This window comes from Acinetobacter radioresistens DSM 6976 = NBRC 102413 = CIP 103788 (genome assembly GCF_006757745.1).
In the GTDB taxonomy this organism is placed as follows: Bacteria; Pseudomonadota; Gammaproteobacteria; order Pseudomonadales; family Moraxellaceae; genus Acinetobacter; species Acinetobacter radioresistens.
In genome coordinates this window covers 1917006-1933000 of the sequence record NZ_AP019740.1, presented here as the reverse complement: position 1 = coordinate 1933000, position 15995 = coordinate 1917006, and the positions used below count along the sequence as shown (strand labels likewise).

At 40.5% G+C, this 15995-nt stretch carries 15 protein-coding genes; 9 read left to right on the top strand and 6 right to left on the bottom strand.

Features of this window, described 5'->3' with window-relative positions; all coding sequences use genetic code 11:
- The first annotated feature begins 625 nt into the window (after positions 1 to 625).
- Both ACRAD_RS16760 and glyA read left to right on the top strand, forming a co-directional pair.
- Complete coding sequence (locus ACRAD_RS16760; protein ID WP_010700292.1) at positions 626 to 763, top strand: hypothetical protein; 138 nt, start codon at positions 626 to 628, stop codon at positions 761 to 763.
- 192 nt (positions 764 to 955) lie between these two features.
- Positions 956 to 2209, top strand: coding sequence for a serine hydroxymethyltransferase (gene glyA / locus ACRAD_RS09005; RefSeq protein WP_005019534.1), 1254 nt, complete (start codon positions 956 to 958; stop codon positions 2207 to 2209).
- Between the two features lie 249 nt (positions 2210 to 2458).
- On the opposite strand, the gene ACRAD_RS09000 is transcribed toward glyA, so the two are convergent.
- Positions 2459 to 2884 (bottom strand): hypothetical protein, encoded by a 426-nt coding sequence (locus ACRAD_RS09000; protein ID WP_005026752.1) that lies wholly within the window; start codon positions 2882 to 2884, stop codon positions 2459 to 2461.
- Positions 2885 to 3202: 318 nt separating this feature from the next.
- Entirely contained in the window at positions 3203 to 3562 is a 360-nt protein-coding gene (locus ACRAD_RS08995; RefSeq protein WP_005026751.1) for a hypothetical protein, read from the bottom strand.
- Between the two features lie 419 nt (positions 3563 to 3981).
- Here ACRAD_RS08995 and rnk point away from each other — a divergent pair, with 419 nt between their 5' ends.
- From rnk to ahpF, 5 genes are all read left to right on the top strand, one after another.
- Positions 3982 to 4386, top strand: a complete 405-nt coding sequence (gene rnk, locus ACRAD_RS08990) for a nucleoside diphosphate kinase regulator (RefSeq protein WP_005019540.1) — start codon at positions 3982 to 3984, stop codon at positions 4384 to 4386.
- Between the two features lie 205 nt (positions 4387 to 4591).
- Positions 4592 to 5374 (top strand): hypothetical protein, encoded by a 783-nt coding sequence (locus ACRAD_RS08985; RefSeq protein ID WP_005026748.1) that lies wholly within the window; start codon positions 4592 to 4594, stop codon positions 5372 to 5374.
- Between the two features lie 23 nt (positions 5375 to 5397).
- Positions 5398 to 6528, top strand: a complete 1131-nt coding sequence (locus tag ACRAD_RS08980; protein WP_005019543.1) for a toxic anion resistance protein — start codon at positions 5398 to 5400, stop codon at positions 6526 to 6528.
- Between the two features lie 57 nt (positions 6529 to 6585).
- Positions 6586 to 7506 carry a hypothetical protein gene (locus ACRAD_RS08975; RefSeq protein ID WP_005026745.1) on the top strand — a complete coding sequence of 307 codons (921 nt, stop codon included), beginning with the start codon at positions 6586 to 6588 and terminating at the stop codon, positions 7504 to 7506.
- A 164-nt stretch (positions 7507 to 7670) separates the two neighbouring features.
- Positions 7671 to 9236: an alkyl hydroperoxide reductase subunit F gene (ahpF, locus tag ACRAD_RS08970; RefSeq protein ID WP_005026743.1), complete on the top strand. Its 1566-nt coding sequence runs from the start codon at positions 7671 to 7673 to the stop codon at positions 9234 to 9236.
- A gap of 210 nt (positions 9237 to 9446) precedes the next feature.
- Here the strand turns inward: ahpF and ACRAD_RS08965 are convergent, their stop codons facing one another.
- The 3 genes from ACRAD_RS08965 to ACRAD_RS08955 form a co-directional block, all read right to left on the bottom strand.
- The gene (locus ACRAD_RS08965; RefSeq protein WP_005026741.1) at positions 9447 to 9710 is read right to left on the bottom strand and encodes a YfhL family 4Fe-4S dicluster ferredoxin; all 264 of its coding nucleotides are present in this window, start codon (positions 9708 to 9710) and stop codon (positions 9447 to 9449) included.
- 1 nt (position 9711) lies between these two features.
- A complete protein-coding gene (gene trhP, locus ACRAD_RS08960; protein ID WP_005026738.1) occupies positions 9712 to 11106 on the bottom strand; it encodes a prephenate-dependent tRNA uridine(34) hydroxylase TrhP in 1395 nt (464 codons plus the stop codon).
- Between the two features lie 211 nt (positions 11107 to 11317).
- On the bottom strand, positions 11318 to 12097 hold the full coding sequence (locus ACRAD_RS08955; RefSeq protein WP_005026736.1) for a ferredoxin--NADP reductase: 780 nt from the start codon (positions 12095 to 12097) through the stop codon (positions 11318 to 11320).
- Positions 12098 to 12198: 101 nt separating this feature from the next.
- Between ACRAD_RS08955 and tsaA the strand changes: the two genes are divergently transcribed.
- On the top strand, positions 12199 to 12900 hold the full coding sequence (tsaA, locus tag ACRAD_RS08950; RefSeq protein ID WP_005026734.1) for a tRNA (N6-threonylcarbamoyladenosine(37)-N6)-methyltransferase TrmO: 702 nt from the start codon (positions 12199 to 12201) through the stop codon (positions 12898 to 12900).
- Between the two features lie 2 nt (positions 12901 to 12902).
- Here the strand turns inward: tsaA and ACRAD_RS08945 are convergent, their stop codons facing one another.
- Positions 12903 to 13847 carry a GGDEF domain-containing protein gene (locus ACRAD_RS08945; protein ID WP_005026732.1) on the bottom strand — a complete coding sequence of 315 codons (945 nt, stop codon included), beginning with the start codon at positions 13845 to 13847 and terminating at the stop codon, positions 12903 to 12905.
- 305 nt (positions 13848 to 14152) lie between these two features.
- On the opposite strand from ACRAD_RS08945, the gene ACRAD_RS08940 reads away from it, so the two are divergent.
- Positions 14153 to 15910: a GspE/PulE family protein gene (locus ACRAD_RS08940; protein WP_005026730.1), complete on the top strand. Its 1758-nt coding sequence runs from the start codon at positions 14153 to 14155 to the stop codon at positions 15908 to 15910.
- Positions 15911 to 15995 lie beyond the last annotated feature (85 nt).

The following is a 15995-nucleotide window of genomic DNA, read 5'->3' as shown; positions in this document are numbered from 1 at the left end:
AGGGTTTTTAGCTCATCATTTATCAAGTTGAGCCACAAATTACGTCGCTTCTAGAATAATTTGACTTTCATTCACCTTATTTTGAAGAAAAAAATCCTTCAATCTGGTTTCTAAAATTTATATATGAGAATAATTAAACAATTTTCTTGCTATTTTTTATAGAAATTGGGAACGGGTGTCATGAAGAAGAAAGAACACCCTAAAAATCAGTGAATGATAATAACTTAAAATAAGGATATAAAATAATGAAAAGACATATATTGACCTGTACTGTACTTGCAATAAGTATCAGTTTGACGGCTGTAATGATAGTGATGACAATGATAACCAGAATTTCAGTACGCCTGTTCCTTCCATTCCAGTAAATAATATAGATAACCCGGTATTAGCTACGCCTGTAGCCTATACCAAAACAGATGTGGTTATTGCCGGTGAAAGCGTGGTCATGACTTATAAAATGCTTGGCATTAATAATAAAGGAACACAAGCTACTGCGTTAGTTTTCACCCCGGAGGGAACACCTCCAGCAAAAGGATAGCCGCTAGTTGCATGGGCACATGGCACGACGGGTTTGGCTGATCAGTAAGCACCGAGCCGGAGTAGTCTAAATCCGGTTATTAAAAATATGATTAACGGCCTGCTTCAGTCTGATTATATGCTGGTAGCACTTGACTATGAAGGGCTCGGTGAACCTTGTGGAAATGAACTTCGTTCTTACTGCCAAATGGGATCATGGCAGCGTTTACGGGTTGAATATTACTAATATTATCTCGGATGTAAAATCTCTAATGCCAAGTCAATAACCTGAATTTAAAGCGATGACTCATGTTTTTTAATATGAGCCATTTTTATTTAAAACTGAGTAAAGTTCATTCTGTTTAATAATAAACTTCATGTTACAATACGCGCCAATCTTAGCACGGCTTAAAAGCCCTAAATTAATAGGACCTCGCTAATGTTTGCCAATATCTCTATTGCTGAATTTGATCCGGAATTAGCTCAGGCAATTGCTGCCGAAGGTGAGCGCCAAGAAGCGCACATCGAGTTAATTGCTTCTGAAAACTATTGTTCTCCAGCGGTTATGGAAGCGCAAGGTTCAAAACTCACTAACAAATATGCAGAAGGCTATCCAGGCAAACGCTACTACGGTGGTTGTGAGCATGTTGATGTTATTGAACAATTGGCAATTGATCGTGCTAAAGAACTTTTTGGTGCTGACTATGCAAACGTTCAGCCCCATGCAGGTTCACAGGCAAACTCTGCTGTTTACCTGGCTTTGCTGAATCCGGGCGATACCGTTTTAGGTATGAGTCTTGCTCATGGTGGCCATTTAACCCATGGTGCAAAAGTAAGCTTCTCCGGTAAAACCTATAATGCAGTGCAATATGGCCTGAACCCGGAAACTGGCGAAATCGACTATGAAGAAGTTGAGCGTCTGGCTTTAGAGCATAAGCCACGTATGATCGTTGCAGGCTTCTCTGCATATAGTCTGGTCGTTGACTGGCAGCGTTTCCGTGAAATTGCTGATAAAGTTGGTGCTTATCTGTTTGTTGATATGGCCCACGTTGCAGGTCTGGTGGCAGCAGGTGTATACCCGAACCCGGTTCAAATTGCTGATGTAACCACAACCACTACCCATAAAACTTTGCGCGGCCCACGTTCTGGTCTGATTCTGGCAAAAGCGAATGAAGAGATTGAGAAAAAACTTCAGTCTGCTGTATTCCCAGGTAACCAAGGCGGTCCATTAATGCATGCGATTGCGGCCAAAGCAATCTGCTTTAAAGAAGCTATGTCTGATGAGTTTAAAACCTATCAGCAACAAGTGGTTAAAAATGCTCAAACCATGGCGCAAGTGTTTATTGAGCGTGGTTATGATGTCGTTTCTGGCGGTACATCTAACCATCTATTCCTGTTATCACTCATTAAACAGGATATTACAGGTAAAGATGCAGATGCATGGTTAGGCGCAGCCCACATTACTGTGAATAAGAATTCCGTGCCAAATGATCCACGTTCTCCATTTGTTACCTCGGGTATCCGTGTAGGTACACCAGCAGTCACTACTCGTGGTTTCGGTGAAGCTGAAGTGCGTGAACTCGCTGGCTGGATGGCTGACATTTTAGATAGCAAAGGCGATGAAAATGTTATTGCTGATGTAAAAGCGAAAGTGGAAGCGGTTTGCGCTAAATTCCCGGTTTATGCTCAGTAAGTGATTTCTTTAAAAAAGCTCCCATAAGTGGGAGCTTTTTTAGTGTTATAAACTGTGCTTTATTTTAAGTTCATATATCTATAATAAACCCATAAGCAGTTATTTATAAATAATATTTTTAAAGTAAACTTATTCAAAATCTAAAGATCAATAGCTTTAGCAAGAAATTTTTAATCTTATAATATTTTATTTTTATTCTCTTAGATTGTTTGGTAGTTAAACTTATCTCTTTCACTATATAAAGGTATATCACCTAAAAGTGAATAATGAGAAAAGTAATAATAAAAAAATCACTCCGAGTACCCAAGGTAAAAATTTCCATATCATGGGTTGTTTCTCTTCCATAGTTTCACTAGAGAGGGGAGAGATTTCTGTTTTAAGTGTATTATTAGAGGTAGAGATAAGACTCTGCTCATATTGTTCGGGCTTTAGTTTTTTACATTCTTCACTTAAATAATTATAAAATTGTTCTGATTCACTCTCTTCGAGTCTGTAGGCAAATACATGAATCTTGTCGTTAAGTTGCAATGTAATATGGTCGCTACTAAGATTTTTCTCCTGTTTTAATTGATCTCTTAGTTCGTTTCGGGCTATAAGCGCTTTTCTTATTTCTTCTCTTTGCAGAGGTCGGTGGATTTCTACACCAAATAGCTCACCTAATAGTTCTAATTCCATTATGATCTACCATTTATTGTTGTTGTACGCCGTGTCTATAGCAATATAAAGCAATAGCTTACTAAGACAATGACATTGTCTAACAATTTAAACTTAAGGCAAGAATAAAAAAGTTAAAAGCACTATTTTATATTTAAGATAACTGGCTTATTTTGTATGGTAAAAATATGAGTTCTGTTTTTGCTCACATCAAAAATTTTTTAATAGAGGAATTTCTGCTAATAAGAAAGTTTATAAAAAATTTGTATTCAATATTTTAGTAAAAGAAGATAATCAGAATAACTTGGTTAATAAAATAATATGAGCAATATAGAAAGTCTAGCATTTTATATTCGCGCCCTTTTTATAAAAGTCTAAGACAATATCCAGATCAAAAAGTAAACCTTCAGGGGTATATTCATTTGAATGTAGTTTGAGTAATGCAGGCATATATTCAGTTTTATATACGGTAGGGTAATCTTTGCATAAAATCTGTATCCGTTTTTGTTGAGAGGTCTTAGGATTGTCTAACTGATCCAGATATTTTCCAATTTTCTCACCTGCCTGATCAAGCTGAGCGGCGAGAGGAGAGCTGGAGTTCAATGGTTGAGCCGTGTCTGTCTCTTGTGGCTGCCTTTGACAAGCTGCGATTGATAAAGATAAAAAAACAATCATAAGAATTTTTTCTTTCATATTCATTTTTATTTTGGGGAAGATTAAAAAAGTATAGGATGAAAATAATAAAAGAAAATATATGATTGTGGTGGAATAGTAAGCCAAAAGTATAAGTTTAATTTCGGTAACTTATATCAGTATTTGAGAAGCTATAAATTAAATGGTTGAGAAACTTGGTTTAAGATGTTACATCTATGAATAGGCTTAACTTATTGTTTAAAGGTTAGCGTTCTTCATTTAACTGGATACAGTAAAGGATAACTTTTTTCATTCTTTACATTTTATATGTTTTGTGGCTCCTCTTAAGGGGAGCTTTTTGTTGTTTTATAAAAAACAATAGGGTGGAAAAATACTTTTCTGATAAGTAATTAATTATTTCTAGACCAGAAAATATACATCTATAGCGTTGCAATATTTATTTAAAATGGAAGGAGTCAGTTTATATGGCTAAACCAAATATTATTATTTCTTCACAGGACTTGCATCGTCTTGAAACCATGCTCGAGCATCAATCTCATATGACTCAGACTATAGAACATCTGGAAGATGAACTTGCTCGGGCTGAAGTAGTGGAGCCACATGAAATACCGGCTAATGTGGTCAGCATGAATACCCGAGTGCTGATCACGATAGCCCCTTCAACTGAACCGACTGAAATCCAGCTGGTTTATCCGCATGATTTTCGCGGTGATAAAGGACAAGTCAATGTACTTGCTCCTATAGGTGCTGCTATTTTAGGGCTGGCAGAAGGCCAGGAAATTGAATGGCCGCAACCTGATGGTCACCTTATGAAAGTAAAAATTGAAAAGGTACTGTATCAGCCTGAGCGAGAGGGTGATTATCGTTAGATCAAATGCCGTGAAATTTCACGGCATTACTCTTTGTAGTTATTCAATTAACTATGACAAAACTTAAACGTAAAAACTGCTATTTCGGCTTGTAGTCTGAAAGATTTGGTTTAAATTGAAAATATAGCTTTCAGCTTCACTTCATATTGTTCTGTTATTTTATTATCAGTCTATTTTACTGTTTGAGGCGATACCCGGCGTCTATATGCAGCATTTCCAAGAACTCATTCCATTGTCCAAGATTGAGGTTACTCCTCAAGAAACTTTGATCATAAAACGCAATGATCTGGTTCCTCTGATTCATGATCAATACCGGTTAAATCATTATGCCGAGCATCTGGTTCAGGCACAGTCCGTACTCCTCAATGGAGTAGACCCTGAATTAACCCGGCAGTTAAGCCAGACTATTGAACAGCTGATTCAGGCTTTAGCTGACTCTAAAAAATATCTGAAAAAACGTAATTTCAATGCATTACAGAAATGGCTGGGAATTGATATCGAGTATCAATCAAGGCAGGTGGAATATTATAGAAATCTGGACCGGTTACTTGCTCAGGCTGATCATTTGAGTCAACAGTTACAGATTGAGATTCAGAAATCACAGGCGCGTTTTCAGCAATTACTGGGTTTACGGGAACAAATGGCGAAATATATTGTAGCTGCACAGGAGTTTCTTAATGAATATCCAGCCTTTATTAAAAACCAGCATCCATTAGATAATTTTGCAGAAAGATTATCTAAAAAAATTAATACATTACAAATGTTACAGGCAGGTAATGATATTGCCATTACACAAATACGTCTTTCACAGCAGCTTTCTTTTAGTCTTTTAGACCGGTTTAAGGAAGCTCAGCAAGTACTGATTCCTGCTTGGCAATACCATGTGCAGCAGACAAATTTAAAGCATTCTGATGCAGAATTAGAGAAGCTGGATAATAGCCGGGAAAATCTGATCAGAACATTGAAGAAGTCTTTAGAGAAACATTAAAGTAAACCGAAGCAGGGTGAATTATGGCCGATCTGGAAAAAAATGATTTAACGATAGTTACTTCGAGAGACTTATCGGAGCAGGATTTTCAGCAACTAAATTTACAGGAAATAGGGTTAAAGGATTCAGACTTTACAGAAGTCCAGAATGCCCATAAAGAGCTAAATGATATGAGTCATCATACTGTCGCTGAATATGGGAAAAATATTGCGACTAAAACCTCTTCTTATACGGATGAATTGCTAGATTTAGTCCAGAACAAAGACCTTGATGCTACCGGCCAGAAACTCAATCAGGTAGTACAGGTTGCTCAGCAGCTGAATACTTCCAGCATTTTAAACAAACCCAAAAGTTCAGGTTTTCTGGGTAATTTGCTGGGTAAGATTAAAGGTGCCAAACAGAACTTTGACCAGCAGTTTCATACTACTAAAGAGCAGATTGATGTTCTGGTAAAAGAAATTGAAATTTCACAGACCGGGCTAAAAGCCCGGGTTGATACACTGGATAAAATGTTTAATGGGGTACAGGATGAGTATAGGCAGTTGGGTATTTATGTCGCTGCGGGAAAACTTAAACAGCAAGATATTCAGCAGCAAATCGCTAAGCTCAGTGAACAGCCTCAAGACCAGCCGATTACACAAAAGATTTATGATTTAAATCATCTGGCAAATAATCTGGAGAAACGTATCAGTGACCTTCAGGTTTTACAGCAATCTGCTATGCAGACTTTGCCAATGATCCGGATTATTCAGTCCAATAATCTGATGCTGGTGGACAAGTTCTATGCCATTAAAAACATTACCTTACCCGCTTGGAAAAACCAGATTAGTTTGGCTATCTCTCTTAACGAGCAGAAAAATAGTGTACAGCTTGCCAATAGTATTGATGATGCAACCAATGAATTACTACGCCGTAACGCAGAGCTTTTGCATCAGAACTCTGTAGATACTGCTAAAGCCAACCAGCGGTCAGTCATTGATATTGAAACCCTTGAACATGTTCAGAATACCCTCATTAAAACAGTAAATGATGTGATTCAGGTACAGAAAGAAGGTATGCAAAAACGTCAGGAAGCTACCAGCCGCTTGCGTATGTTACAAGATAATCTGAATCAGCTTGTGCTTGAATCAAATTCGGGGACAAATAAACCTTAAGCTGTTTTTGTTATATTAATAGCCTAAGTATACCTGATTAATCTTTGGAGATATTATTTGCCACCTTTAGATGAATATGCGTTGAGTTCTAAACAGATCGAAACAGGAATGCTGGTATTGAAAAAGCGTCAGCATAAAGTAATGCTGCTTTGCGTAACGACCAGTACTTTATTTATTGCAAGTGTGGTTGCCATATTTTTACAGCAGAATTTTATCTATAGTTTTTTTGGTCTTTCTCAACAAGTAGAACAACTACATTTACCTTTAACTCTCGAAGCTAGCCTGACAGATCTTGCACCACAGCACGATTATTTTTTTAATTTACTGTCATGGTTTGGCTGGTTATTCTTAAAACTGTTTGCAGCTTTCTTTGGTGCATTTTTCACAGTTTATTTTCTCAGAAAATTTCATTTTTTTTATATTCGCTTTCAGTCATTTATTTTAAAATTCGTTGGATGGCTCATTGCATTTATCATTATCTGGTCAGGTTTGACTTATGTGCAATATGACCTAAACAATGAAGAAAAAGAAGCTGCGCATGAGCTGGTACATTATGAGCGTAATATTCAAGATAGTGCGATTGCACACTACTTGGCTGAGGAAAATGTAGAAAAACCGGTTCAAGCTTATATACTCGCGCAAACGGCCTTATTGCACCAGCCTGCAGATAAAAATACAGCTATTCCCTATATAGTGGAACTGGTCAAAGCAGAGAAGACTGATCCAGACTTTATTGAGTATGGTTTTAAACCAGAACAGCTTTGGATCATGCAGCACCAGGTTTATGGAAAGGCTTTAACACCGTTAGCTCAAAGTGTTGAGCCACAGGTAAGACAGGCTCAACAGCTTTCATATTGGGCAAATATTATAATCATAGCTATAAGTTTAATGAGCGCTGTTTTAAGCCTGATATTTTATTTACTGTCTCGCCGTCTGCAACTGAGAACCGAGCGAATTACACACCGCCTAAACAGCTAAGTCATGAAAAACAAGATCAGAACAGGCCCGAAAAACCGGCTCTGTTCTTTAATCACAATTCTTAGAACCGATTGTATTTATAAAAACATATTGTTTTACCTATTAATGGCTTTGCAGTATCATCAATTCATTCCTTAATATTGACTCCTTTGGAGAAGTTAGCAATGTTAGACCAAAATACTTCAGCACAACTTAAAACATTACTCGAACGTCTGGAAAGCCCGATTGAACTGGTTGCCTCTTTAGATGGCTCTGACAAGTCAGATAAAATCAAAGAGCTGGTCAATGAAATTGCCGCCCTGTCTGATCAGGTGACTGCACGCCTTGATGGCCAGCACAGCCGCCGCCCAAGCTTTGGTGTGGCCAAAGCGGGCGAGCAGCCCCGGGTATTCTTTGCCGGCCTGCCGATGGGGCATGAGTTCACCTCGCTGATTCTGGCCCTGTTGCAGGTTTCCGGATACGCTCCCAAAGTCTCTGACGAGGTACTGGCACAGATTAAAGCGCTCAACCTGACTGCTGACTTCGAAGTATTCGTGTCACTGAGCTGTCATAACTGTCCGGATGTGGTGCAGGCCCTCAACCTGATTGCCATCTATAACCCGGGCACCACTGCCACTATGATTGACGGGGCCTTCTTCCAGGAAGAAGTCGAACAGCGCAAGATCATGGCGGTTCCAATGCTGTTCCAGAACAGCCAGCACATCGGTCAGGGACGTATGACCCTGGAAGAGATTATTGCCAAGCTGGACAGCGGTGCGGCGGCCAAAGATGCAGAGAAACTTAATGCCAAGGCAGCCTTTGATGTCCTGGTGATTGGTGGTGGTCCGGCCGGGAATACTGCTGCCATCTATGCAGCGCGTAAAGGTATCCGTACCGGGATCGTGGCTGAACGCTTCGGTGGACAGGTGATGGACACCATGGATATTGAAAACTTTACCTCGGTCACCAAAACCCAGGGGCCAAAGTTTGCTGCGGCCATGGAAGAGCATGTGCGTGAGTATGAAGTCGACATCATGAACCTGCAGAAAGTTGCCAGCATTAAAGGTGCAGAAGAAACGGCCAGTGGTCTGGTTGAAGTGACTCTGGACAATGGTGCCCGACTGGAATCTAAAACAGTGATTCTCTCTACCGGTGCACGCTGGAGACAGATGAATGTACCGGGCGAGCAGGAATATGCGACCCGTGGTGTTGCCTACTGCCCGCACTGTGACGGTCCGCTGTTCAAGGGCAAACGGGTGGCGGTGATTGGTGGCGGTAACTCCGGGGTTGAGGCAGCGATTGATCTGGCCGGTATTGTTGAGCATGTCACCCTGCTTGAGTTTGCTGATACTTTACGTGCAGATCAGGTATTGCAGGACAAGCTTGCGAGCTTGCCGAACACGACAGTAATCAAGTCTGCGTTGACCACAGAGGTGGTGGGAGACGGCTCACAGGTGACTGCGCTGCGTTATCAGGACCGGGTATCTGGAGAGGACAGGGAGATTGAACTGGCGGGTATCTTTGTACAGATTGGTCTGCTGCCGAACACTGACTTTCTGAAAGGGTCAGAAGTCGAGCTGAGTAACCGCGGTGAGATTGTGGTGAATGAGCGTAACGAGACCAATGTAAAAGGTGTATTTGCGGCGGGTGACTGTACAACGGTACCGTACAAGCAGATCATCATTGCTACAGGTGAAGGTGCAAAAGCGTCGCTTTCTGCTTTTGATTACATTATCCGCTCCGGTCAGTAACCAGATAGACTGAGGGACTCCGGTTTCTCAGCTTGATAATTTTATTTATGTTTTACCTCTTTACGGAATCTGGTCTCGCTAACAGCCAGGTTCCTTTTTTATATTCAATACATTAAGAATAAATGCAGAAAAGCCAAAGTGCCCCCACACTTTGACTTTTATCTGTTATATAGCTTTGGCTATAAATCTCTACTTTTAATATTTAGGGTTTTATTCGTTTTGCTTTTTAAACAGGTTCAGATGTTTAAATTTTTCCAAAAGCTGTTCCTGAGTTTCTATATATTGAGGATTAGGCTCGATACAATCAATTGGACAGACAGCCATACAGGTTTCGTGTTCATAAAATCCTACACATTCAGTACAGCGTTCTGCATCAATTTCATAGATTTTTATACCCTCATAAATAGCATCGTTCGGGCATTCTGGTAGACACATATCACAGTTAATACATTGCTGCGTAATATGAAGAGCCATATTATTCTGCTGTATATGCTAATGAGGCGGCAGAGATATCTACAGCCGAGTTTGGAAGATTACGAATGAGTAGGGCATATTGTATATCGACTTCTGCTGGTATAGGAATCTCGACAATATGTCCTGAACCTTTAGCCTCCATAATCAGGTTCCCATTTTTATCTTTTATTTCAGTCAGAGTAAAAGTGATATTACCTCGCGTAGTCATCAACTCTAAAGAATCGCCCACCGTAAAACGGTTTTTTACATCAATCTGGATGTAATCACCATTCCGCTCCAAAACTTCACCACAGAACTGCTGATGATCGAAGCGAGATGAGCCGGTGGTATAATTTTGATATTCACTATGTACATGTCGACGCAGAAAGCCTTCAGTATATCCCCGGTTGGCGAGACCTTCTAACTGTGTAAATAGTGATGTATCAAAAGGTCGACCTGCCAGTGCATCATCAATTGCTTTGCGATAGATCTGGGCAGTGCGTGCACAGTAAAAATAAGATTTGGTACGACCTTCGATCTTGAGAGAATGTACCCCTATTTTAGTTAGCCGTTCTACATGCTGTACCGCACGTAAATCTTTCGAGTTCATAAAGTAGGTGCCATGTTCATCTTCTTCTGCTGCAAACATGTCTTCTTCATTGCGCTGTAACAGTACGGGCTCTTTAACCTGTTGCTGGCCAAGCATATGTTGCTGGTCTACTTCAGTCTTGTTACAGCAACCTTTAGGCAGATCTTGTAGAGCAATTATGTCACCTGTTTCATCTTCAATAGCATTATGAATTTTATACTCCCAGCGACAGGCATTGGTACATGCACCCTGGTTTGCATCACGCTTATTCATATAACCAGACAGCAGGCAGCGGCCTGAATAAGCCATACACAGGGCACCATGTACAAAAACCTCAATTTCCATATCGGGTACGTTTTGTTTGATTTCTTCTATTTCTTCAAGAGAAAGTTCACGTGATAGAATCACGCGCGTAAGCCCCATGGTTTTCCAGAATTTAACAGTCGCCCAGTTTACTGCATTAGCTTGCACAGAGAGATGAATGGGCATATCAGGAAAATGTTCACGTGCCATCATGATGAGGCCCGGATCGGACATAATGAGTGCATCCGGCTTCATGGCAACTACAGGTGCCAGATCACGTATAAAATTTTTAAGCTTGCTATTATGTGGCTGAATATTCACGACTACATAAAACTTTTTACCTAACTGATGTGCCTCTTCAATACCTGTTTTTAGGTTGTCATGATCAAATTCGTTGTTACGAACACGCAGACTGTAACGTGGTTGACCTGCATAGACTGCATCTGCGCCATAGGCAAAAGCATAACGCATATTTTTAAGTGAGCCGGCAGGAGAGAGAAGTTCAGTAACGTAAGAGAGAGTCATGGCAATAAAGCAAAAGGCATAAATAAAATATGGCTTTATTGTATGGATTTGAAAAAAGGATTCAACCCAGTAAAACAGTTGGGATTTTTAGAATTATCAGGTTAAGAAAGTTTCTGATTTAAGTCTGGCGAATGAAATCTTAAATTTTAGTAGAAAGTTTTTTTTATAATAAAAACCGGGCATTATCACCCGGTTTTTTATTTAACTCATCTTATTTTTCAACAAAAGCCCGTTCAATAACGTAATCGCCCATTTCACCCATACGCGGCGATTCTTTCAGGCCATGCTGATCTAGCAAACCGGCAACATCACGCAGAAAGTGCGGACTGCCGCACAGCATTGCACGGTCATCTTCACGATTAAATGCAGGCAGATTTAAATCTTCAAAAATTTTCCCAGATTCGATCAGAGCGGTTAAACGGCCTTGAGTTTTGAACTCTTCACGGGTTACAGTCGGGTAGTACACCAGTTTATCTTGAATATCTAAGTCCTGGAAAAACTCATTATTTGGTAGTTCATTTAAAATCAGGTCCTGATAAGCCAGTTCAGAAATGTAACGTGTACCATGTACAACAATAACTTTCTCAAAGCGTTCATAAGTTTCAGGATCACGAATAACAGACAGGAAAGGAGCTAGGCCAGTTCCTGAGGAAAGTAGCCATAGATTTTTGCCTGGCAGCAGATCATCAAGTACCAGTGTACCTGTCGGCTTGCGTGAGACCAGAATCTCATCACCCACCTGAACTTTCTGCAAAATTGAAGTAAGTGGACCATCTTGTACTTTAATCGAGAAAAATTCCAGTTCTTCTTCATAGTTTGCACTGGCGATAGAATAAGCTCGCATTAATGGCTTGCCATTGACTTCAAGTCCAATCATCACAAACTGCCCATTTTTAAAACGTAAACTCGGATCACGAGTTGTTTTAAAACTAAATAGCGTGTCATTCCAGTGGTGAACGTGAGTAATCTTTTCGACGTTAAACGCAGCCATTAAAGGTCTCAATTATCTATCAAATTAAACAGCTTGCTATTCTAATCTAAAAACATTCTCGATAAACTGAATATATTTAATTGTGTTTATAAGCAAAAGTGATGAAGCCTACTGTATCACTCCCTATTATCGGGTATATGAAATCTCCCTATCAGGAAAAGTTTGGAATACCGCGCCAGCCCAATCTGGTTCAGATTGAGTCCTATATTGATATGTTACCTCCCTATAATGATCTGCTGGCATTTGCAGGTATTGAGGCATTTAGCCATCTATGGCTGGTATGGCAGTTCCATGACAATAAGTCTCAGGACCAGACTGATAAGTTTAGGCCTCAAGTGCGTCCACCACGTCTAGGGGGTAATAAAAAGCTTGGGGTGTTTGCAACCCGAAGTATGTACCGTCCAGCGCCAGTGGGCCTGTCAGTGGTACAGCTTAAAGAAGTAAAAAAAGTGGGCAAAGCACTGCGAGTGTATGTTACCGGAAGCGATCTGCTTGATGGCACCCCCATTCTGGATATCAAACCCTATATTCACTATTCAGATGCTATTCCCCATGCACAGAGCGGTTATGCGCAGGAAGAGCCACTTCGCAAAGAAGTAAGCTGGTCGGAAGAGGCTTTAATAAAACAGCAAGTGCTTGAGCTGAGCGATCAACTTATTCAGGAGTTAAATGATGTTTTATCATTTGATCCACGTCCGGCTTATCAGGAAGATCCTGAACGTATTTATAAGATGAAGTTTGCTTATCTTGATATTAGCTTTAGCGTACAGGCAGAGCAGATTATTATTATTGACCTTGTCTGAAATTAGTTCAGATTGGATTTGATACGGCGTTTATGTTCAAACATCTTCTGATCGGCTTCTGTGACAGCAGTCAATAAGCCTTTAGAGGGATGCCGCATAACATAACCAACAGCGGCACTAACGCCACCTTCTTCCAGTGCTTTTAACATCCGCTGCAATAGAAGTTCTGCGCCTGCCTGGTTGTTCTCAATACTGAGAATACCAAATTCATCACCGCCAAGCCGAGCAACAATATCATTGCTACGAGCATTATTCTTTAATATCTCAGCAGCCTGTCGAATAAAACGGTCTCCTGCTACATGCCCCAGGTTGTCATTTACTTCTTTTAGACCGTTCAGATCAATAATAAAGACCGCAGCAGGATGTCCATGCCGTTTACAGCGTTCTTCTTCTGTATTGACCAGCCGGTCCCATGCCCGACGGTTATATAAACCGGTCAGTACATCACTTAAAGCTTCAACCTGTAGGCGCTCATACTGGCGGATCTGCTCATTTTCACGTAGTTCAACCTGTAAAATCCGGCTAAGCAGGCCACCGAAAACTTCAATCAGGTCAGCATCATGGACAATTGAATCAGGTTTGGGGTGAGGATCAATGGCACAGAGTGTGCCGAACAGACTGCCATCTTCATTAAGCAACGGCTGGCCAATATAAGCTCTGATACTGACTTGCTTGGCAATAGGCGCCGCTGCATATAAGGGTATATCTTCAGAGCGGGGTACAATTTTAGGAGCATCACCAGTAACCATATGTGCACAAAAAGAATCTGCCCAGCGAAAGACCTGACCAGGCTGGATGTCATAACCCGTCGTTTCACTTTGTAAAACAATCCAGTTATCACTTTCCACCCGTGTAATCATCCATAAACTGAAGCCGAAGCGTTTATGCAAATAACCTAATACGGCTTTACCGGCTTCCTGAAAACTTCCGAAATTCGCATTGCTCATCCATTGAACCTATAGTGTAAATACCTGGCGAAGAGCTAGTTATTTATTTAATTTAAAGTATTTTATTTAATTAAAAAACTGGTATTAATGATTTTAAAATAATCTAAGTATAATAATTGAAGTTTAAGGTAGAAGTGATAATATTTTGTCTTACAAGATTAAGACTTTACTTCTAAAAGCTTTTTATATCTTTAAAAAATAATATTTTTTATATTAACTATAAACAATCCATTAATTTTATATGGCCCTGTACTGCATCAGAAAATAACTCTGTTATAGTATTTAAGGATGCAGGGGATATAATAGTGAAGTTTAATTTTGAAATAGATACAGTCTGGTGCCTGGACCATTTACAAAAAGACGGCCGGATTACCGAGCGCGACAAACATTTGGTTCAGACCACCCAGCGGCAAAAACAGCATTTTAAATGGCATCCCCTGCAATGGATTGCAAATTTTAATCTCAAAGATCAACAGCATCCATTGTTATCCCTGACATTAACTCGCTTATGCCAATGGCTGGCCGAAAAAGCTGAAATTCCTTTCTATGTTATTGATCCTTTAAAGGCGGATGTAACTGCACTGACTGGAATCATGTCGCAGGAATTTGCTGTTAAAAATCATATTTTAGCAGTTGAAGTTCAGGCAGATCAGGTATTGATTGGTACAGACCAGCCTTTTATGACTGAATGGATTACTAATCTTGAACGAAGCTTAAGGCCTAAAAAAATCCAGCAAGTGCTCCTTAACCCTGAACAGTTGCAGCGGTATCTAGTGGAATACTATCAGGTTAGCCGCGCGGTCAGCTCTTCTCAAAAAAGCAGCACACACGATCGTACTAATAAAGGCGTAGAGGCACTCTTACAGCTGGGTGATACTCAGAATCCTGATGCTAATGATCAGCATATTGTAAAATTGGTGGACTGGATTTTACAGTTTGCATTTGAGCAGGGAGCCAGTGATATTCATCTGGAACCACGTAAAGATAACGGCAAAATCCGCTTTCGGATAGATGGGGTATTGCATACGATTTACAACATGCCGGCCAGCACACTGACGGCAGTAATTTCCCGGTTAAAAATTTTGGGGCGTCTGAATGTTGCTGAAAAGCGCAAACCGCAAGATGGCCGTCTGAAGACGCGTACACCTAAAGGCCAGGAAACGGAACTGCGCTTATCGACCTTACCTACGGCGTTTGGGGAAAAACTGGTTATGCGGATTTTTGACCCTGAAGTCTTGGTCCGTAGCTTTCAGCAATTGGGTTTTGAAGGGCGTCTGCTTAATGCATGGCAGGAAATGACTCAGCATAGTCACGGTATTATACTGGTGACTGGCCCGACTGGTTCAGGGAAAACCACAACGCTATATTCTTCCCTAAAACAGCTGGCAACCGAACAGGTTAATGTCTGTACCATAGAAGACCCGATCGAGATGCTGGAGCCAAGCTTTAACCAGATGCAGGTTAATCATGGAATTGACCTGGGTTTCGCAGACGGGGTACGTGCCCTGATGCGACAAGACCCTGATATTATTATGGTTGGCGAAATCCGAGATCAGGATACAGCCAATATGGCAATTCAGGCAGCCTTAACTGGGCATCTGGTCTTGTCAACTTTGCATACCAATGACGCGCCTTCTAGCTTAACCCGTTTACATGATCTCGGTGTGCAGCCTTTTTTGACTTCAGCCACAATCTTAGGCGTATTGGCTCAGCGCTTGGTTCGTACCTTATGCCCTCACTGTAAAGAAGAGGGGCAAATTAATGAACATCAATGGGAACATTTAACTTTTGACTATATTATGGAAGTTCCAAATACAGTCTATCAGGCAGTGGGCTGTGAAGTCTGTCGTAACACAGGTTATAAAGGCAGAATAGGTCTTTATGAGTTTATGCCAGTAAGTCTGGCACTCAAACAGCAGATCAGTCTTGATGCATCGCTCGATCAGATTCGTCAGCAGGCCAAAAAAGAAGGGGTGGAGCCATTGCGTATTGCAGGCGCCCGAAAGGTAATTGCAGGCTTAACCACACTCGAGGAAGTATTACGCGTAGTGCCTTTAAATTAATAAAATAATTTTAATTTCTTAAGATTCAATTCATCTTTAGCTGTTTTAATACTCTTATTCGATAATGAGTAAATAAACGAGGTAA

Bases quoted from the DNA above. Each gene is read 5' to 3' on its own strand.
- ACRAD_RS09000 (WP_005026752.1), bottom strand. From the start codon at position 2,884: ATGGAATTAGAACTATTAGGTGAGCTATTTGGTGTAGAAATCCACCGA.
- ACRAD_RS08945 (WP_005026732.1), bottom strand. From the start codon at position 13,847: ATGAGCAATGCGAATTTCGGAAGTTTTCAGGAAGCCGGTAAAGCCGTA.
- ACRAD_RS08965 (WP_005026741.1), bottom strand. From the start codon at position 9,710: ATGGCTCTTCATATTACGCAGCAATGTATTAACTGTGATATGTGTCTA.
- tsaA (WP_005026734.1), top strand. From the start codon at position 12,199: ATGAAGCCTACTGTATCACTCCCTATTATCGGGTATATGAAATCTCCC.
- ACRAD_RS08985 (WP_005026748.1), top strand. From the start codon at position 4,592: ATGCAGCATTTCCAAGAACTCATTCCATTGTCCAAGATTGAGGTTACT.
- ahpF (WP_005026743.1), top strand. From the start codon at position 7,671: ATGTTAGACCAAAATACTTCAGCACAACTTAAAACATTACTCGAACGT.
- rnk (WP_005019540.1), top strand. From the start codon at position 3,982: ATGGCTAAACCAAATATTATTATTTCTTCACAGGACTTGCATCGTCTT.
- ACRAD_RS16760 (WP_010700292.1), top strand. From the start codon at position 626: ATGATTAACGGCCTGCTTCAGTCTGATTATATGCTGGTAGCACTTGAC.
- glyA (WP_005019534.1), top strand. From the start codon at position 956: ATGTTTGCCAATATCTCTATTGCTGAATTTGATCCGGAATTAGCTCAG.
- ACRAD_RS08980 (WP_005019543.1), top strand. From the start codon at position 5,398: ATGGCCGATCTGGAAAAAAATGATTTAACGATAGTTACTTCGAGAGAC.
- trhP (WP_005026738.1), bottom strand. From the start codon at position 11,106: ATGACTCTCTCTTACGTTACTGAACTTCTCTCTCCTGCCGGCTCACTT.
- ACRAD_RS08995 (WP_005026751.1), bottom strand. From the start codon at position 3,562: ATGAATATGAAAGAAAAAATTCTTATGATTGTTTTTTTATCTTTATCA.
- ACRAD_RS08955 (WP_005026736.1), bottom strand. From the start codon at position 12,097: ATGGCTGCGTTTAACGTCGAAAAGATTACTCACGTTCACCACTGGAAT.